At 33.3% G+C, this 19,772-nt stretch carries 19 protein-coding genes and 1 other RNA gene; 9 read left to right on the forward strand and 11 right to left on the reverse strand.

The window, feature by feature from the left end; genetic code table 11:
- Positions 1–8: 8 nt before the first annotated feature.
- Both ABD935_RS08505 and rnpB read left to right on the forward strand, forming a co-directional pair.
- Positions 9–2,204 carry a heavy metal translocating P-type ATPase gene (locus ABD935_RS08505; protein ID WP_345191444.1) on the forward strand — a complete coding sequence of 732 codons (2,196 nt, stop codon included), beginning with the start codon at positions 9–11 and terminating at the stop codon, positions 2,202–2,204.
- Between the two features lie 365 nt (positions 2,205–2,569).
- An RNA gene (rnpB, locus tag ABD935_RS08510) (RNase P RNA component class A) lies at positions 2,570–2,878 on the forward strand.
- Positions 2,879–2,954: 76 nt separating this feature from the next.
- On the opposite strand, the gene ABD935_RS08515 is transcribed toward rnpB, so the two are convergent.
- From ABD935_RS08515 to ABD935_RS08535, 5 genes are all read right to left on the reverse strand, one after another.
- Positions 2,955–3,701, reverse strand: a complete 747-nt coding sequence (locus ABD935_RS08515) for a hypothetical protein (protein WP_345191445.1) — start codon at positions 3,699–3,701, stop codon at positions 2,955–2,957.
- A gap of 17 nt (positions 3,702–3,718) precedes the next feature.
- Positions 3,719–4,237 carry a nuclear transport factor 2 family protein gene (locus ABD935_RS08520; RefSeq protein ID WP_345191448.1) on the reverse strand — a complete coding sequence of 173 codons (519 nt, stop codon included), beginning with the start codon at positions 4,235–4,237 and terminating at the stop codon, positions 3,719–3,721.
- Positions 4,238–4,403: 166 nt separating this feature from the next.
- On the reverse strand, positions 4,404–4,943 hold the full coding sequence (gene rsmD, locus ABD935_RS08525; RefSeq protein WP_345191449.1) for a 16S rRNA (guanine(966)-N(2))-methyltransferase RsmD: 540 nt from the start codon (positions 4,941–4,943) through the stop codon (positions 4,404–4,406).
- Positions 4,943–5,800, reverse strand: coding sequence for a DUF3822 family protein (locus ABD935_RS08530; RefSeq protein WP_345191451.1), 858 nt, complete (start codon positions 5,798–5,800; stop codon positions 4,943–4,945). The genes rsmD and ABD935_RS08530 overlap by 1 nt, the downstream gene beginning before the upstream one ends.
- Positions 5,748–6,482 (reverse strand): hypothetical protein, encoded by a 735-nt coding sequence (locus ABD935_RS08535; RefSeq protein ID WP_345191453.1) that lies wholly within the window; start codon positions 6,480–6,482, stop codon positions 5,748–5,750. Before ABD935_RS08535 ends, ABD935_RS08530 begins: the two co-directional genes overlap by 53 nt.
- A 128-nt stretch (positions 6,483–6,610) precedes the next feature.
- Here ABD935_RS08535 and ABD935_RS08540 point away from each other — a divergent pair, with 128 nt between their 5' ends.
- The 6 genes from ABD935_RS08540 (at position 6,611) to ABD935_RS08565 (ending at position 12,132) form a co-directional block, all read left to right on the forward strand.
- Positions 6,611–8,035 (forward strand): ATP-dependent DNA helicase, encoded by a 1,425-nt coding sequence (locus tag ABD935_RS08540; RefSeq protein WP_345191454.1) that lies wholly within the window; start codon positions 6,611–6,613, stop codon positions 8,033–8,035.
- Between the two features lie 240 nt (positions 8,036–8,275).
- Complete coding sequence (locus tag ABD935_RS08545) at positions 8,276–8,842, forward strand: DUF4126 domain-containing protein (protein WP_345191455.1); 567 nt, start codon at positions 8,276–8,278, stop codon at positions 8,840–8,842.
- A gap of 45 nt (positions 8,843–8,887) precedes the next feature.
- A complete protein-coding gene (gene kdsB / locus ABD935_RS08550) occupies positions 8,888–9,616 on the forward strand; it encodes a 3-deoxy-manno-octulosonate cytidylyltransferase (RefSeq protein ID WP_345191457.1) in 729 nt (242 codons plus the stop codon).
- Between the two features lie 78 nt (positions 9,617–9,694).
- Entirely contained in the window at positions 9,695–10,399 is a 705-nt protein-coding gene (locus ABD935_RS08555; RefSeq protein WP_345191459.1) for an HAD family hydrolase, read from the forward strand.
- A 100-nt stretch (positions 10,400–10,499) separates the two neighbouring features.
- Positions 10,500–11,582 (forward strand): iron-containing alcohol dehydrogenase family protein, encoded by a 1,083-nt coding sequence (locus tag ABD935_RS08560; RefSeq protein WP_345191460.1) that lies wholly within the window; start codon positions 10,500–10,502, stop codon positions 11,580–11,582.
- Position 11,583: 1 nt separating this feature from the next.
- The gene (locus ABD935_RS08565; protein WP_345191462.1) at positions 11,584–12,132 is read left to right on the forward strand and encodes a 1-acyl-sn-glycerol-3-phosphate acyltransferase; all 549 of its coding nucleotides are present in this window, start codon (positions 11,584–11,586) and stop codon (positions 12,130–12,132) included.
- Positions 12,133–12,311: 179 nt separating this feature from the next.
- On the opposite strand, the gene ABD935_RS08570 is transcribed toward ABD935_RS08565, so the two are convergent.
- A complete protein-coding gene (locus ABD935_RS08570; protein WP_345191464.1) occupies positions 12,312–14,849 on the reverse strand; it encodes a zinc-dependent metalloprotease in 2,538 nt (845 codons plus the stop codon).
- Between the two features lie 328 nt (positions 14,850–15,177).
- Here ABD935_RS08570 and ABD935_RS08575 point away from each other — a divergent pair, with 328 nt between their 5' ends.
- Positions 15,178–15,912: an NYN domain-containing protein gene (locus ABD935_RS08575; RefSeq protein WP_345191465.1), complete on the forward strand. Its 735-nt coding sequence runs from the start codon at positions 15,178–15,180 to the stop codon at positions 15,910–15,912.
- Between the two features lie 65 nt (positions 15,913–15,977).
- On the opposite strand, the gene ABD935_RS08580 is transcribed toward ABD935_RS08575, so the two are convergent.
- The 5 genes from ABD935_RS08580 to ABD935_RS08600 form a co-directional block, all read right to left on the reverse strand.
- On the reverse strand, positions 15,978–16,694 hold the full coding sequence (locus ABD935_RS08580; RefSeq protein WP_345191466.1) for a YebC/PmpR family DNA-binding transcriptional regulator: 717 nt from the start codon (positions 16,692–16,694) through the stop codon (positions 15,978–15,980).
- A gap of 170 nt (positions 16,695–16,864) precedes the next feature.
- The gene (locus ABD935_RS08585) at positions 16,865–17,158 is read right to left on the reverse strand and encodes a 4a-hydroxytetrahydrobiopterin dehydratase (protein WP_345191467.1); all 294 of its coding nucleotides are present in this window, start codon (positions 17,156–17,158) and stop codon (positions 16,865–16,867) included.
- A 54-nt stretch (positions 17,159–17,212) separates the two neighbouring features.
- Positions 17,213–18,046, reverse strand: coding sequence for a sugar nucleotide-binding protein (locus tag ABD935_RS08590; protein ID WP_425550212.1), 834 nt, complete (start codon positions 18,044–18,046; stop codon positions 17,213–17,215).
- A 33-nt stretch (positions 18,047–18,079) separates the two neighbouring features.
- Entirely contained in the window at positions 18,080–19,162 is a 1,083-nt protein-coding gene (gene gcvT, locus ABD935_RS08595) for a glycine cleavage system aminomethyltransferase GcvT (RefSeq protein WP_345191471.1), read from the reverse strand.
- 262 nt (positions 19,163–19,424) lie between these two features.
- Positions 19,425–19,772 (reverse strand): transposase (locus ABD935_RS08600; RefSeq protein ID WP_345191472.1); only part of this gene is annotated, 348 nt, incomplete at its 5' end.

Raw genomic sequence — 19,772 nt, forward strand, 5'->3', positions numbered from 1 at the left:
AATCAAACATGAATAAACTCCAAGTCGAAATAGGAAAAATTCAACATACTCGGAAAGCTAGAAGAATTGAACAAATTTTAAGTAAAAAAAGAGGTGTAAAAGAGGTGTCTGTTTCAGTGTCAGGAGTCATGTTAGTGGAATGGGATGCCAATCAAACAAATCAACCAGACATAATTAAATCGGTTAGAAAATTAGGTTTGAAAATTGTCAACATAAAAAGTAACGATGATCAAGCATACAAAGAAGCCAGTCATGAAAAGGATTTCCTTTTTCATGTTTTTGGAGAAAATACCGAACTCTATTTTGCGGTAATTAGTGGTGTGTTTTGGGTTACAGGTGTTGTTTTCTCTTATATTGCTAATGTTCAGGAAAGCATAACAACTACTTTTTTTATTATCGGTGCTGCTTTTGGAGGGGTCTTCACTTTTATTACCGCAAGTAAAGATTCCCTGAAAGGAAAGTTTGAAATAGATTTTCTAATGTTATTTGCAGCAATAGGTGCATCGGCATTGGGAAAGTGGGGAGAGGCCGCTTTATTGCTTTTTTTATTTAGTTTGGGGCATGCCTTAGAGCATTATGCCATGAAGCGGGCAAGAAAATCCATAGCTGCACTTTCTGATTTAGCACCTCCGATGGCGTTGTTAAAAATCAATGGCGAATTGAAGGAAGTACATATCGAACAGCTTAAACTAGGAGATATAATAGTTGTAAAACCCAACACCAAAATAGCTGCGGACGGTGTGGTTACAAAAGGAATAAGCCCTGTTAACCAAGCATCGATTACGGGTGAAAGTTTACCCATAGATAAACGCCCAAGTCTTAATTGGCAAACAGAAAATGAGGTAAATAAACTATTACCGGAACACCGCGTTTTTGCAGGTACTATGAATGGCAGTGGGGTACTGGAAATTAAAGTATTGAAGCAAGCTAAGGATAGTACGCTTTCTAGATTAATAACTTTGGTAAAGGAAGCCGAAACACAAAAATCTCCTACCCAACAACTCACCGATAAGTTTGAAAAATATTATGTTCCTTCTGTTTTAGTTTTAGTTATATTATTACTGTTTGCTTTCCTTGTTGTTAATGAAACCTTTGAGAAGAGTTTTTACAGAGCTATGTCCGTGCTAATTGCTGCATCGCCTTGCGCATTGGCTATCTCCACACCAAGTGCCGTATTGGCAGGAATAGCTAGAGCCGCACGCCAAGGAGTCTTGATTAAAGGTGGTCGCCCACTTGAAGATTTAGGAGGAATAAGTGCAATTGCTTTTGACAAAACAGGAACGCTCACCGAAGGCAGGCCTACATTGACCCATGCTATTCCGTTTGGAACAACCACAAAAACACATTTGTTAAAAATAGCTGTTGCGGTTGAAGCATTGAGCGATCATCCATTGGCAGCTGCCATTGTTGAAGCTGGAAAAAAAGAATTGGGGGATATCGAAATCCCTAAAGCGGAAAACTTAAAAGCAATAACAGCAAGAGGTATCCTAGCCAATTGGGAGGGTAGCATAATCCGTATTGGCAACAGAAGGCTTTTTGAAGAGCTGACTGGAGAGAAAGTTTCAGAAGAAATTGATTTAAAAATGTCGGAACTCGAATCAGGGGGGCATACCGCCATGATTATTCATCAAGATGATGAATATATGGGCATTATTTCGGTAATGGATATTGCCCGACCTGAGGCTATTTCTACCCTTGCCACTTTGAAAAAAATGGGCATAAAACGGATGGTTATGCTCACTGGAGATAATCAGAAAGTAGCTGATGCCATTGCTATGAGGATTGGGATTACTGACCCAATGGGAGGTTTGCTTCCAGAAGATAAGGTTTATGCAATAGAACAACTAAAGCTACAACAAGGTCGTGTAGCAATGGTCGGAGATGGCGTAAATGATGCTCCTGCAATGGCAAAAAGCACTGTTGGTATTGCCATGGGAGCAGCAGGTTCAGACGTTGCTCTGGAAACAGCAGATATTGCATTGATGGCTGATAAGCTGGATAATCTTCCATTCGCTATTGGTCTGAGCAAAAAAGCGAAACTCATCATAAAACAAAATTTAGTTATAAGCTTGGGCATGGTAGCTCTTTTAGTTCCTTTGACAATTATGGGAACAATAGCAATTGGCCCGGCAGTGGTGGGTCATGAAGGTTCTACTCTGATTGTCGTACTGAATGCTTTGAGGCTTTTGAGATATGAAATATAAAAAAGGGTTTATAAAAAAGTTAAACGAACCTCTCAAAAACAAAATATCTTTTGCTTAATAACAAAAGCTTGCAAATAAGCGCGTTAAGGATTGAAATGGCATCCTTTATTGTGCCTTGCTCTAAGTTTGATTTAAAACTTACTCTAAAATATATAGAAAATATTTGATGAGATACTGAAACAAGTTTAGTATAAGAAAGATATATTGGAAAGCCTGACCCTCCCGATAGCTATCGGGATTAGGTAACGCCCAAATGTTTAGTTTTCCTTTTGCATGGGAATGACAATTTCAACGGAATTCCAAGACAAACCTTGGAAAACTCTTTTTAACTTAGATTTTGGAATTTCTTTTCGTAATTTTGCACTTAAGTAAATCGCCTTATCGCTCAAGTTAAATTGGGAGGAAAGTCCGAACACCGTAGTGCAACATAGTGGCTAATAACCACCGGCCGTGAGGTTAGGAAAAGTGCAACAGAAAGTATGTACAGGTCATGCTGTAGTGAAACCAGGTAAACTCTATGTGGTGCAATGTCATGTAAACCAACGTTTGAGGGCTGCACGCTCGATTGTTGGAGGGTAGACAGCTAAAGTGTATTGGTAACAATATACGTAGATAAATGATAAGGAGTTCGCTTTTGCGGATTACAGAATTCGGCTTATAGATTTACTTTTCCATAAAAAACCCTTCTTGAATTGCAAGAAGGGTTTTTGGTTAATACATGGGCTGGTTACTTTTTTACAGCTGATAAAATTATTTTGGAGAATACGATAAATCTCTTCTGATTTCTCCAGTCATTTCTTCCATTTTTGAAGCATAATTCATCACTTTGTTAAAAGTTTCAAAGCGTTCTGGACCTAAAAGCTCTTGATTAGCTTTTTCTTTAGTCGCTGCATCAATAGCATTTTTGCTAGACATAGCAACCATGTAGTAACTACTAGGATTTCCAAATCCAGTTTTATAAATTCTGTAATAATTTTTAGATCCTTTGGATGCAAACATGTCTTTTACCGCTTTCATGCCTTCTTTTAATTTTTTTGCGTTTTGAGGCGTATAATGGATAAAATAATAATTACGATAATCTTGCCCTTCTTGTGTTTGGCTAATACCATCGGGCATATATGATAATTTTTCATCTAGAACAATAATATAATTCCCGTGGGAATCATAGCATTTATCAAAACGTTCGAACATTTCTCCAAATTTATCACCCATAGCTTTTGCCATATCGGCAAATAGTGGTTTGTCTAATTCTGCAAAATTTTCCATAGGAGAAACATATAAATATCTAAAATCATCCATAGTAGCTGTTAACCACTGACCTTGAAAGTTATGTTTAACGCAAGCTTCGTTAAATTCCTTGGCAACTTTTTCATATTCCATTAACATAGAAGGATTAACGTTGTCTTGATGTACGTTATACATTTTTTGTGCTTGGGATACATTAAATGTAAAGCATAAAATTAATGCTATTACAAAAGTTGATTTGATTGTTTTCATAATTTGTTTATTAAGTTTTATTCTTCTGGAGATTCACTTTCTTCGGCAGCTTTAGCAGCTTCTATTTCTGCTATGGTAGCTCCAATTCCAGCAGTGTCATAATAGGCATATTCATTAACTATTTTTCCGTTTACGAATTCTACAGTAAGATGTACTGGTATTGTTAATTTTTTGTCCGTCACTTTGGCTTTACCTCCCCAATGGTTCCAATAGTTTACCCAAGTTTTGCCGTCTTTGTCAATTACCATTTCATAAACGCCTCCTTCTTTAGAAAAGCCGTAAGAAGAAAAGTTTGAAAGCATTTGTTTCATCCCAACCATAATTTCATCTGGAGAGACGCCCTTATTAGTATTATGGAAAACTTTTGCAGTATCTGCAAAATTAGCTTTCCAGTTATCCCAGTCTTGTGCTTCGTAGGCTTTAATACCAGCTTTTAGGGTTTCAATTTCTGGAGATTCTTCAAAATAACGCTGTGGCTGGTTTTGACAAGCAACAAAAAGAATGGTTGCAAGTCCCAATAAAAAAAGTTTTTTCATTTGTAGTGGTTTTAAATTAATTAATAGTTAACCACAATATAAATAGGAAATTAATGCTCAAAATAAATTAGGCATTTATGAAGTTTAAAACGGATAGACACTGGGGACTATCTTAAGGAGAGTTCTAAAGTACTTAAAAAAAAGATATTATAAAAATAAAATTCGTCTAAAGAATTTCAAAAAAACTAAACATATTGCCTCCATAGCTTTTGGAGTAACTAAAATTTTCAAGCTTAGATAAGTCCGTATGCTTAGAATGTTCGACTATAAGTAGCCCTTCTTCTAACAATAAATTATTTTGAAAAACGAGTTCCGGAATTTTATAAAACTGCTCGTCAGTAAAGCTATAAGGCGGGTCGGCAAAAATAATATTAGATTGAAGATTGCTTTTTTCTAAAAATTTAAAAACATCGCTTTTAATAGTTTGAATGGGCATTTTAAAAGCTTCGGCCGTTTGGTTTATAAATTTAATGCAACCAAAATCTTGGTCTACACAGGTAATTTGTTCGGTGCCTCTTGATGCAAATTCGTAACTTATGTTACCGGTTCCTGAGAACAAGTCGAGTATAGAAATATCATCAAAATAATATAGGTTATTTATAATGTTGAATAAAGATTCCTTTGCCATATCTGTGGTTGGTCGCACAGGCAGGTTTTTAGGTGCTACAATCTTTCTACTTTTATATAATCCTGATATAATGCGCATTAAAAGCTTTTTAGTAGGGTGAAATTTGAATAATTAGTTTTCAAGACTTTAGCATGTTTAAAGGTGTCGTTTCTATTTGTAAAGCTTATATTTCTAATGTATTTATAGGCAATGTTGTATAGTTCATCATCTTTAATAATATTACCAATAAAAACTAACTTTAAGGTTTCTGGGTCTAGATTTAACTGTTCGGCGGTAAATAGGATGTAATAAATAAAATCTTCTTTTGTACCATACTCAAAAGTATTGTATAACAATAGTTTTGTTTTTTCTACAGCTATAATTTCAAAATGATTTTCACTAACATTAATATAAAGCTTAGTTGAATCTGCATGCTCTTCAATATGTAAAATACTTTCAATTAAAATAGTAGACACATGTTTAAAGGTAAAAGCACCAAATCGGTCATAAATAAAGTTGTTAATATTTATATAAGGCACATATACATTAACGCTATTGTTTATGGCAATAGTATCATACGTTATAAAATCAGACTTAAGTATTTTTGAATTGAACTTTAAATAATCTGCTAAACAATCTTCACTAAACAAGGTTTTTGGGACTAATGCAGACAAGTCATTATCATGAATTACACATACCTTTGAAAAAGAATCATTTAAAGCGTTTTCAGTTTCAAACAGTTTTTTTAATTTATCTAAGACTTCTAAAGGATTTAACTTTTTTTGAAAACGTAACGTTTTTAAAGCAGTTACTGTATTTGAATTTCTATTTAGTATACAAAAAGAAAGTCCACTCAAACTTAGTTGAATGGACAATTCCAGATTTGTTAATATTTTATTTGTGTTATTCGGCAGAGCCATAAGTTTTTGGCCAGTTACCAGTTGTATTAACTTCATCCATAGAACCTACTTTTAGGGCATCTCCATTAACACCATCTACAGATACTACTTGATTTTCTTGCATTACAAGGTCTTTGTTTTGATCAGCTAAAATGACATTCTTTTTTACAGAAGCTTCAAATACTGGTATTTTTATATTGTTTTGCTCAATAAATCCAGCTTGTAGTTTGAATTTTTTACCTTCTGTATTTGGCACATTCATCATGCTTTTATATCGATCTGATGTTTTAAATAAAGAATCTTTTACTGGAACATACCCTAAAGTATCAATGATTACAATATCTTTAAAAGTATCAACACCGTAAGTTTTTGTTAACACTTCATCAATAATACTAGAGTCTCTACGTTGTGTTAGCGTATATTTTGCGGTATCGATAAACTTAATTAAATGATCAAAATTATTCGAAAACCTCCCAACTACCTGTCTGTGAGCGAGTTGAGAGTCTCTAATGTCTATTAAACTAGCAATTACCGTTTTATAACGTTTGTTTTTTAGTTTGTTGAATTGTATAGGCTCATATATAGACATATAAGTTTGATAACCTAAAAAGCCAATTAATAACCAAAGCGCTATATTTAAAACAGGTTTAAACTTAGAAGGAATAAATTTGTCAACTAACTTAACCAAGCCAATTGTAACTAAAATCACTGCAACTGCAATAAGAATAAATGTTAACATAGTATGTTCTTTAATTTAAAATTTGTTAATGGTATTTAGCAAATCTACAATTTTTTTTTAATCGTAAAAACCAAAGCGAGTAAAAATCATTCTATCTTTGAATAATTTATAATTTTATATCATTTTAAATGACCGCATCAGAGTTTTATTCGCTTATAAAACAACAGTTTCCGTTTCAACCAACACTAAAACAAAATATTGTTTTACAACAGCTAGCCGAATTTATTTTTAGCAAAGACCCTAATGCCCTTTATTTGCTTAAAGGCTATGCAGGTACTGGTAAAACAACCATTGTTGGTGCTATTGTAACTAATTTATGGAAAGCTAAAAAAAGTGCAGTTTTAATGGCGCCTACTGGAAGAGCCGCTAAAGTGATATCAAATTATTCCAAAAAAGAAGCCTTTACTATCCATAAAAAAATTTATTTTCCTAAAAAAGAAAAAAACGGTGGCGTAAAATTTGTTTTGCAACCCAATAAACATAAAAACACCATTTTTATAGTAGACGAAGCTTCTATGATTCCTGATACGCCTGGAGATTCTAAACTTTTTGAAAACGGTTCCTTGTTAGATGATTTAATGCAATATGTATATTCCGGCTATCAATGCAAATTACTTTTAATTGGTGATACCGCTCAGTTACCGCCAGTGAAATTAGATGTTAGCCCTGCTCTAGATGAAAATAGAATAGCTTTAAACTATAACAAAGAAGTGACTAGAATGGAATTAGATGAAGTGGTGAGACAAGAACAGGATTCCGGTATTCTTGCTAATGCCACGGTTTTGCGCGAGGCTTTATCACATAGCGTGCACGATTCATTTAAGTTTGATTTAGCAGGTTTTAAAGATATTATAAGGCTTATTGATGGCTATGAAATTATGGACGCTATAAATGATGCTTATAGTGAATTAGGAAAAGAGGAAACAGCTATAATTGTTAGAAGTAACAAACGTGCCAATTTATATAACCAACAGATTAGAAATAGGATTCTTTTTAATGAAAACGAATTAACTGCTGGAGATTATTTAATGGTAGTAAAAAATAATTATTTCTGGATAAAGCCAACCACTGAAGCAGGTTTTATAGCCAATGGAGATATTGTAGAAGTTTTAGAAATTTTTAGTATTCAAGAACTTTATGGGTTTCGCTTTGCGGAAGTTAAAATACGGATGGTAGATTATCCTAAAATGAGTCCTTTTGAAACCGTTTTGCTTTTAGATACAATTGATGCTGAAACACCGTCTTTGCCTTATGAAGATTCCAATAGATTATATCAAGAAGTGATGAAAGATTTTGAAAGCGAAACGAGCAAGTATAAAAAGTTTTTAAAAGTAAAAGCCAACAAGCATTTTAATGCTTTACAGGTTAAGTTTTCATATGCTATTACGTGTCATAAATCTCAAGGAGGCCAATGGCAGACCGTTTTTGTAGAGCAGCCTTATTTGCCTAACGGTATTGATAAAGACTATTTGAGATGGTTATATACCGCAGTAACTAGAGCCAAAGAAAAATTGTATCTTATTGGCTTTAATGATGATTTTTTTGAAGAATGAAGTAAAAAAGTCGCAGTGAACAGTGGCAGTTTACAGTCAGTTTCGTTGAATTCTGAAACTTTTCACTTTCATTATAAAATGATTTATTGAGAGATCAAAATTAGCATAATAATCCGCCATATATCTTGGCGCCATTGCGGCTTTGTGTGTAAATATTATAGTTTGGGAATTAATGTAAGTTTGAATAATTATTAACTATAAACAAAAGTCCCCGAAGGGACTTAGGGGAGGGAGAAGCTTATGACTATAGAAACCATTATAAGTATTTGCCTTGGTGTTGGTCTTTCAGCATCAGTAGGTTTCAGAGTGTTTTTACCATTATTCGCTTTAAGTTTGGCATCTTATTTTGATGTATGGCTACTTAACGAATCTTGGCAATGGATCGGGAGTTCCACCGCATTAATTATATTAGGTGTAGCCACACTTGTTGAAATATTCGCCTATTTTATACCCTATATAGATAATGTATTGGATAGTATAGCTGTGCCCTTAGCGGCGCTTGCAGGAACAGCCATTTTGCAATCTACTGTAGCCGATTTAAGCCCTGTAATTACTTGGTCTTTAGCTATTATTGCAGGCGGAGGTACAGCAGCAGCTATAGCAGGAACGTCTAGCACAACACGTTTAGCATCAACAGTAACCACTGGAGGTTTGGGGAATCCCATTGTTTCTATGGTTGAAACAGGTACATCTTTAGTTATGTCTGTTGTTTCTATATTTCTGCCTATTTTAGCTGGTATTCTTGTAATATTTATATTATTCGTAATTTTTAAATTGTATAAAAAGTTTAAATCAACTAAAGTCTAAAACCTAGAAATTTATACTATTTTTGAAACACAATATTTTGAGTAGATGAAAATAATTTCAATGATTCCTGCGCGTTATGCTGCGTCACGTTTTCCAGGTAAACTTATGCAAGATCTTGGTGGCAAAACCGTTATAACCAGAACTTACGAAGCTACTGTTGCTACAAATTTATTTGATGATGTCATTGTGGTTACCGATAGTGATATTATTTATAACGAAATTGTAAATAATGGAGGTAAAGCCATGATGAGTAAAAAGGAGCATGATTGCGGTAGTGATAGAATAGCCGAAGCTGTTGAGTTTTTAGATATTGATGTGGTTATAAATGTTCAAGGAGATGAACCCTTTACAGATAAAGAATCTTTAAAAAAACTGATCGAAGTATTTGAAAATGACCCCAACAAAGAAGTCGATTTAGCATCATTAATGGTTCATATTGAAGATGAAGAAGAAATAAATAATCCTAATACGGTAAAGGTTATTGTTGACCAAACTAACTTTGCATTATACTTTTCACGTAGCCCAATTCCATATGCTAGAGATAAAAACGTTAGAGTAAAATATTTTAAGCACAAAGGAGTTTATGCTTTTAGAAAACAAGCTATTTTGGATTTTTATAAATTACCTATGTTGCCATTAGAAGCTTCTGAAAAATTAGAGCAATTAAGGTATTTGGAATATGGAAAGCGCATTAAAATGGTTGAAACCGATGTGCAAGGTGTTGAGATTGATACCCCCGAAGATTTAGAGCGCGCAAAGAAATTATGGAAATGAAGATGTCATTCCCTCTAACTAAGGAATTGTTTTTAAACTAATTTCTAATCTTAAATTGATAAATTAAATAAAGATATATTGAATAAAGGTTACAAAAATATTAAAGTTATTGGCTTTGATGCTGATGATACCCTTTGGATTAATGAAACCTATTTTAGAGAAGCTGAAATAGAGTTTGGTAACATATTATCCCAATATGAAACACTAAATAAGATTGATCAAGAGCTTTTTAAAATGGAAATAAGAAATCTTCCTTTATATGGCTATGGAGTAAAGGCTTTTACTTTATCTATGGTAGAATCGGCTTTAGAATTATCGAACCACAATGTGTCTCCTAAAACTATTGAAGCCATTTTAAATATTGGAAAAGACATGCTTAATAAACCCGTTGAATTACTTGATGGTGTAGAGGATGTTTTAAAGGCCTTATCAAAGAAATACAGGTTAATACTTGCGACAAAAGGCGATTTATTAGATCAAGAGCGTAAGCTGGAAAAGTCTGGCTTAACCAATTATTTTCATCATATTGAAGTATTAAGCGACAAAAAAGAAGATAATTATTCAAAATTATTGAATCATTTAGATATTAAGCCTTCTGAATTTTTAATGATTGGCAATTCATTAAAATCGGATGTTTTACCATTAGTAAATATAAAAGCGCATGCTGTTCATGTGCCATTTCATACTACTTGGGAGCATGAACAAGTAACGGAAAAAGAAACAAATGGAAAAGATTACAAGACTATAAAGAGCTTAAGAGATTTATTAGAATTAATGAACTAACCAAATACATAAATACTATTTTAATAAAACCAAGCATTTTTAAACGTGTTGAAATTAAAATAATAGTATTTTTGGCATTTGTAAAAGAAAATATAAAAGAATGAGTTTTAAAAACTTTCCAATGGTGCCAAGAGTTATTTTTGGCAGAGGTAGTTTCAATCAATTAAATGAAGTTTTAGCTCCTAAACGCTTAGGTTTAAATGCTCCTTTTATTTTTTTAGTAGACGATGTCTTTAAAAATAATGCATGGTTAACATCTAGGATTCAATTATCTTATGATGATAGAATTATATTTGTTTCTGCAGATGAAGAACCTAAAACATCACAAGTTGATAATCTTGTAGAAGACATCATTTTAAAATCTAAACAGCGCCCTTCTGGTATTATTGGTATAGGAGGAGGGACATTATTAGATTTGGCTAAAGCAGTGTCTATATTGATAACAAACGAAGGTCATGCTCAAGATTATCAAGGCTGGGATTTGGTTAAAAGTAAAGCCTTATATCATGTTGGTATCCCTACCATATCAGGAACAGGGTCAGAAGTTTCAAGGACAACAGTGCTAACTGGACCAGAAAAAAAATTAGGTATAAATTCAGATTTCACACCTTTCGACCAAGTTATCTTAGATTCAGAATTATCTAAAGGCGTACTTAAAGACCAGTGGTTTTTTACAGGTATGGATTGTTATATTCATTGTGTAGAATCATTAACAGGTACTTATCTGAATGCATTCAGCGAAAGCTATGGTAACATGGCTTTGGATTTGTGCAAACAAATATTCTTAGAAGATAACCTTTCTGAAATTGAATCTCAAGAAAAACTGATGATGGCGTCATGGCACGGAGGTATGAGTATTGTGTATTCTCAAGTAGGTGTAGCACACGCTATGAGTTATGGTTTATCCTACTTATTAGGAACTAAGCATGGTATTGGTAACTGTATTGTTTTTGATCATTTAGAAGAATTCTATCCAGAAGGTGTTAAACTTTTCAAACAAATGAAGGCAAAGCATAATATTATATTGCCACAAGGTCTATGTGCAGATTTAAGCGATTCAGATTTTAATGTTATGATCAAAGTTGCATTAAGCCTTGAACCGCTTTGGGAAAATGCACTAGGGAAAAATTGGAAAAAAACAATTACTCCTGAAAAATTAAAAACGCTTTACCAAAAGATGTAATATGCAATGGTTAGCCAAACTTATTTATTTTAAAATTTTAGGTTGGCAGGTTGTTGGTAATACCGATTTTTCAAAAAATGTTGTTAAAAAAGCAGTTATTATTGCAGTGCCACATACCAGTTGGCATGATTTCTATATAGGTATTTTGTTGCGAGCTGTTGTAAATGTAAAGACAAATTTTGTTGGAAAAAAAGAGTTGTTTGTATTTCCAATTGGTTGGTTTTTTAAAGCTTTAGGAGGTGCTCCAATAAACAGGAAATCCAAAGAGAATAAAGTAGAAACTATTGCCAAGCTTTTTGAGGAAAAGGAGGAATTTAGAATAACTTTAGCGCCAGAGGGTACTAGGAAAAAAGTAACTGAATGGCGAACAGGTTTCTATTTTATTGCAAAACAAGCAAAAGTACCTGTCATTATGTTTACACTCGATTTTGAGAATAAACAGAATAAAATATCAGAACCGTTTTATCCTACTGATGATGCTGCCGCAGATTTTGAATTTATGCATAATTTTTTCAAAGGTGTAAAAGGGAAGGTTCCTGAGTATTCTTAATTGTTAACTTATCTGAAAATTAATTTGGCATAGAAATTGTTTTATAATCAATATAGCAGATGAAACATAAAGTAAACAATTACTTGTTCCTAAAAAGAAACATCCAGCTATCCCCAAAAGCAAAAAGCTACTCCGTTAATGAAGTAGCTTTTTTTTATAGTTTTTAATGTTATTACTTTCTATTTAATTTCCTTTACGGCATTATCAATTAAGGTTCTTAAATGTTGTTTATGTGCTCTAGAAGCTATATTCCCAGATGGGGCAGCCATAGCTCTAATAGCCTTTAAATTATATAAAGCCATCGATTTAGAATTATGTGTAAACTTACTGGTTTGCTTTCCTGTTACCATATCTATCAACATATTTGTATATTCTAATTGTAGGTTTTGTCTAAAGGAATTTACATTGCTATAAATATCAGATTTAAAAATAGCATTGTTCAAATCGGTCATAAATGCAGATAAAGTGTATTTGTTTCCGTATAGTCCAGAATCTGTTATGCGTTGCAGTGTATTTGGGTGAAGAAGATGCATTAAAACGCTTTTTTGAATACCTAATACACGATCATGAATTTTAGGGTCTTCATTCTTACTTCTTAAATTAAAACCTCTGCGTTGTGGTGCTAAATAATTATAAAGTTCTTTTGGTGCAGAAAAAGAGTTAGATGAAAAAACATATTTGCCTAATGCAGTCATGGCTCTTTTTTGGTCTTGTAAGCTAACAGGAGTATATGGCTTTGTAGCCCCTTTTTGGCCAACCATACCTCTATCTATATAAATACCTCCAATATAGCGGGAAATGGTATTAGCCGCCGCCGCTTGTTGTCCAGTAAGTACAAAATAAGAATTCCCTAATAATTGGTATGAGTTGCCTTTTTCTTGAACTTTATATTTGGCTAATACTTCTTTTGCAACTTCATTAGACAAATTAATTCTATTTATAGCGTATTGAATGGCATCATTAGTTAGATCATTAACATTTACTAACGGGTCTATAGCTTTACCTGGACTGCGCATATCATCAGCATCATTACCAAATACTAATTCAGGTTGCGTGGATTTTGATAATAATGCTTTGGTTTCAATCTCTGACATGGGTTGATAACCAAACTGAATGGCCCAAATATCATAAGGTCCAGGTCTCATCGTCCAATATTGCCCTTGATTATCTCTATCGTTATTATAATTGATTGCAGGATAATCCATTACCGACCCCATAAGACCTATTTCTGAAGTAATATCTTCATTGTTAATATCGCTTATTGAATGCAATTGACTAGACTTCATATTATGGTTTAATCCTAAAGTATGCCCCATTTCATGTAAAATAAGAAAGTGTAAAAATTGATTAACCATCTTACTTTTTTCAATACCATCTTCATCAAAAACTGTATTTGCAATTGTCCCAAACATATTATCAAGCTGTGCCATTTGTCCAGCCGCACAGTATATATCATGATTATCTGTGTTTATAAACTCAGTCATTTCTTCATAATAAGTATTTAAAGCAGCTTTTTCAAACAATTTCTCACCTCTAAGAGAACCTGCAAGTACAGCATATTCAATCATAATATCCGCTCCCAAAATTTGTCCAGTTCTAGGGTTTACAAAAGAAGGGCCATAGCCACCAAATCGTGTTTGTGGCGAAGAAGTCCAGCGTAATACATTATATCTGATATCGCCAGCATCCCATTCTGCATCATCAGGTTGTTGCTTGATTACAATAGCATTTTTAAAACCAGCTTTTTCAAAAGCAATATTCCACTGCTCTCCTGCTTTTTTTATTATAGGTCTAATTTCTTTGGGTGTTGTATTTTCCATCCACCAGGTAATAGGGGTAACAGGTTCCGAAATAGCGGTATTTGGATCTTTCTTTTTTAAATGCCATCTGTGTACTAAATCTCTGTATGGTGCAGAGCTCATTGATGTTTTGTCATCCACTTGTGTTGTAAAAAAGCCAACCCTTGGGTCATCTAACTTTATTTCATAATCGTTATCAGGCATTTCAATTAAACTATGGTTTACTTTAATGCTTACATTTCTACCATCAACAACAGCATTAGAGCCTCCATTTATTGTGGAAGGCTTTGAGTATATATATTCTATAACCAGATCTATGTTTTTGGGATAATTATTTATTGCTATAATTTTTGTTTTTTCCTTATCAAGATTACCAAGCTTAAAGGCTGTAGGTGATCCTCCAGGCCTGCTAGGTGGTTTTATTTGAGAAAAAACTTCTTTTAAAAACAATCCATCAGCTTTTATAAGATAAAGCCCATCTTTTTTATCATGAGCTTCAACTTTTAGGCTTGCCATATTTCCGTTGCTAATATTCGCTTCTTTTGCATTAGCTATGGCTTTGCTTTCATCAAAGTAAAAAGAAGTGTTTTGAGTTATAAATTCAATTTTATTAAAATATTTTTGAATTTTAAACACTTTCGACTTTCCATAAATACCTCTACCAGCAAATCCTAAATCTCCTGGAGCATCAACGGTTTGAATAAAATATATAAACTCTTTATTTATTTGATTTTCTGATAAGACCATTTGAAGCGACCCCGTTATTGTATCTTGGTACATTGTAAAAAGACCTTCAATTTTCTTACTAGACTTTGTTAAGTCTTTAATAGTTTTCTTCTTATCCTTTTTCGGAGTTGGAGCGGGTACTTCTGTTTTGTGTTTTTTCTTGCCCTTTTTTATTTTGCTTTGTGCTTCCATGTGTTGGGGTGTTAAAAAAAAGAGGAGTGAAGCAAATACTAAGCAAACAAATTTGAATGCCCTTAAATTTTGTAGTTTCATGTGTTTATATTTATTTTTTTTCAATGGTCACATGTAACATCCATTTAATGATTGTACTTGGGTATCAAGTTTTAGTTATGGATGTTTCATAATATCAAAAAATGATTTTTAGGAGATTGTCCTAGTTACTTGAATTAGTCCTTGTAAAAGTAAGAATTAGTTGAGGTTTAAGTGTCTAAAGAAAAGTTAAAATATTTAATAAGAGGCTACCTATGCCTTCTGCTATATTTTTTTATCTTTAGCATCTATGATACAAGACACAAAAATAGCCGTACTAATTGACGGCGATAATATTCCATCAAAGTATATTTCTGAAATGATGGAAGAAATAACTAAATACGGAACACCAACAATTAAGAGGATTTATGGCGATTGGACCAAACCACATTTATCAAAATGGAAAAATGTATTGCTTGAAAACGCCATAACGCCTATACAGCAATATGGTTACACGACTGGGAAAAACGCAACGGATTCTGCTATGATTATTGATGCTATGGATATTTTATATTCTGAAAAAGTTAATGGGTTTTGTTTGGTGTCTTCCGATAGTGATTTTACAAGACTTGCCACACGTTTACGTGAAGCTGCCATGGTAGTTTATGGTATGGGAGAGAAGAAAACTCCCAATCCATTTATAGTTGCATGTGATAAATTTATTTATTTAGAAATCCTTGCAACCGACGATGAAAGTGATAAAGATGTTAAGGAAGGAAAACCCAAAAAAGCCAATTTATACAATATTACACCAAAGATTATTAGGCTTCTTAAAAATTCGGTAGCCGATGCTGCCGATGAAGATGGTTGGGCATTTTTAGGTGATGTAGGGTCTTTAATTCTAAAAAAGCAACCAAACTTTGATTCGCGTAACTTTGGGTTTCAAAAGTTAACACCACTTTTTAAATCACTTCCACAATTTGAAATGGAACAACGCGACCAACCCAATACGCGATTTAAATTGATTTATGTGAAGAATAAATAATATATTAAAAATAAAAAAGAGGATTTACTTCCTTTTTTTTATTTTTAATATATTTAGGCTTAATATTATGCCGTTTCTTCCATGGTATGATAGACGTTCTGTACATCATCATCCTCTTCAAGCTTTTCCAATAGTTTTTCAACATCTTCAGCTTGTTCTGGAGTTATTTGTTTTGTAACTTGAGGAATACGTTCAAAACCAGATGATAGAATTTCAATATCTCTACTTTCTAATTCTGCTTGGATAGCTCCAAAACTTTCAAAAGGGGCATAAATTAAAATGCCATCGTCATCTGCAAAAACTTCTTCAGCACCAAAATCTATGAATTCTAATTCTATTTCCTCAGGGTCTAAACCTTCAGCATTAATTCTAAAATTACAAGTATGGTCGAACATGAAAACCACAGATCCTGAAGTTCCTAAACTACCATCGCATTTATTAAAATAACTACGCACATTGGCAACGGTACGCGTATTGTTATCAGTAGCCGTTTCTACTAAAACAGCAATACCATGAGGTGCGTAGCCTTCAAAAACGACTTCTTTGTAATCGCCCTGACCTTTTTCACTTGCTTTCTTTATGGCACGCTCTACATTGTCTTTTGGCATGTTTACAGATTTTGCATTCTGTATAACGGCTCTTAAACGCGAGTTACTATCTGGGTCTGGCCCACCTTCTTTTACAGCCATAACAATGTCCTTACCGATACGAGTAAAAGCTTTACTCATGGCAGACCAACGTTTCATTTTCCTTGCTTTTCTAAACTCGAAAGCTCTTCCCATAATATATTTTTGTTTGTCATTCCCTTGAACTCCGATAGCTATCGGGAGGGAATCTTTTTAAATTCTACCTAAATTTTCAATCTCGCAAATTTAAAAAAATCTACTTATCAAAATAATGGTTATTAATTTTAATTTTGAATTGACTGCAAACTGCTACTGAATATTATTTTTCATTCCTCATCAGGTTCTACAATATTTTCTATTGCTTCAGCCAACTTAAAATCTTTGTTTGTTACGCCACCAGCATCATGTGTAGATAATGAAATAGTTAGCACATTATAAACGTTAGACCATTCTGGATGATGATTTAAGGCTTCGCATTCAAAAGCAATTCTGCTCATGGCACTAAAGCAATCCTTGAAATTATCGAATTCAAATTCCGCATGTATGGCATTATCATAGTATTCCCAATCTGGAAAGCGAAGTAATTTTTTTTCGATGTCGTCTGCGGAAAGTTTTTTCATTTTAAATGTATTTTTTCGGAATTCAATTTAATCAATTTCAATGTGATTACCAATCTATATTTTTAATTCTGAAAGTATATCTTGACTTACTAGTTGAAGATGTTTAGGGAGTTTGTTTAATTTTGGTAAAACCGCTAAATATCGATCATTATTTGTGGTATAAACACGTTTATAAATGGCTGTTTCTTCTAATTGAAAAGATTCAACAATTTCCTTTATAAAATCATCATGGTGAACCAAATCATGACTTCCTAAGTGAAAGATACCAGATTTATTTCTGTTGATGATATAATGAATTTGCTGAGTTATTTTAGAATATGTATTTACATTCATTATTAAATTTGGAAAGATTTCTATGGGTTCTTTCGCTTTTACCAATTGAACGATTTCTTGAACTCGTGGAGATTGCGAACCGAAAACCATAGGTAATCTTAAAATAGCGATTTGCTTTTTTGGCAACCGCAATAGCATGTTTTCAATTTTTATTTTGAAATGCCCATAAATACTGTTGCTGTATGTTTTATCCTGTTCGTAACTTGGGTATTTTACATAGGCATCAAAAACATTGGCCGATGATAAAAAAATAAGCCTGATTTTGTTTGTAAAAACATATTCAGCCAGATGTTGGTGTAAAAGGATTTGCTTTGAGAAATCGCCACGAAGTGCAGAAATAATAATAGTAGGTTTTACAATATCTAAGATTTCATAAATATCGTCTTCTTCCATATTATATTGAAAAAAGTGACTGTTCTTTTCGAAGGATTTATTTGAAGTATTGTAAGTGCCAAAAGTCCTAAAATAGGAGCAGAGCTCTTTGTAAATGGCACCACCTAAAAAACCACTGGCCCCTAAAATTAAAATGCTATGTTTACTTTCTTTCCTCACCATCTTTTTCATTCGTGATTTTCAAGCTAAAAGGAATTAGCTTTTATAAAACGGTAATTTAACCACTGTTGCTGGTACTGCGTTTTTACGTATTTGAATGTTTATTTTACTATTCACATCAGCAAAAATAGTTGGGACATAACCTAAACCTATGCCTTTTCCAAGTGATGGAGACATCGTACCAGAAGTTACAACACCAATTTTGTTTCCGTTGCCATCAACTATATCATAACCATGACGAGGAATACCACGTTCATCCAACTCAAAAGCAATGAGTTTACGATTTGAACCACGTTCTTTTTCAGCTTTTAACGCTTCAGAATTTGTAAAGTCTTTTGTGAATTTTGTTATCCATCCTAAACCAGCTTCTATAGGCGAGGTGGTATCATCAATATCGTTTCCGTATAGGCAATAGCCCATTTCTAAACGCAAGGTGTCACGAGCTGCAAGACCAATTGGTTTAATACCAAAATCGGCTCCAGCTTCTAGTACTTTATCCCAAATTTGTTTAACCTCAGAGTTTTTGCAATAAATTTCAAAACCACCGCTTCCTGTATAGCCCGTTGCTGAAATAATAACGTTCTCAATACCTGCAAAATCGCCAACTACAAAATTATAGAATTTAATAGCCGATAAATCATGACTTGTTAAACTTTGCATGGCTTCAATGGCTTTTGGACCTTGAATAGCGAGTAGCGAGTAGTCCTCACTTATATTACGCATGGTAGCACCAATATCGTTTTTTGACTGAATCCAATTCCAATCTTTTTCTATGTTACTAGCGTTTACGACTAATAAGTAAGTTTCTTCTTTAATTTTATAGATGATTAAATCATCTACAATACCACCTTCATCATTTGGCAAACAGCTGTATTGTGCTTTACCAATGGTCAATTTTGAAGCATCGTTACTTGATACTTTTTGAATCAATTCAAGCGCATGTTCGCCATCAATTAAAAACTCGCCCATATGCGAAACATCAAAAACACCAACGCTATTTCTAACCGTTTCGTGTTCCATGTTTACACCTTCATATTGAACAGGCATATTATAACCTGCAAAAGGGACAATTTTTGCGCCTAGGGCTTTGTGGGTTTCTGTTAAGGCTGTGTTTTTCATTAAAAATAATTTTTTTTTCATTCCCTCGAATCCCGATAGCTATCGGGAGGAAATCCCCTTAAATTTTATCGAAAACAAATGTATTGAAAATTATATAAAATTGTTTGAGAGTCATGACCTATTATACCTAAACACTGTTTAAGATATATTTATTAAGATATCGCTTTTTTTTTGTCAAAGTCAATTCTAAACCAATCCTGTCCTAAATAAATTTTGGACACACTAAATCTAACCATTTTACTGGTTTATTTCATTGCTTTTACTAAATCTCAAAAAAGAACCCCTTGCACATACTTGTTTGCGGAGGTTGTTCCTTTGCAAATGGATTATCGAGCCATTTGTGCAGGTCTACTTTAACAAAAAGATTAAGTCTGATAAAAGCTACTAAATTTGATAAATACCAAGCATGTTTGGCCTGTGTTTTTAGTGCTTTTAGGATGAGAATAGTTATAAGTGCTGTCCAAATCTGTATCATAACCGCATTTTGGCTCGTTCCGATAAAAGACTTTATGTGCAGCTGTTGTTTTATATCCCTGATAAATATTTCTACTTCCCATCTAGCTTTGTAGAGTTCGGTTATGGTGTTTGCTGTCCAAGACATTTGATTTGT

Source organism: Algibacter agarivorans, from assembly GCF_039543245.1.
GTDB lineage: Bacteria > Bacteroidota > Bacteroidia > Flavobacteriales > Flavobacteriaceae > Algibacter_G > Algibacter_G agarivorans.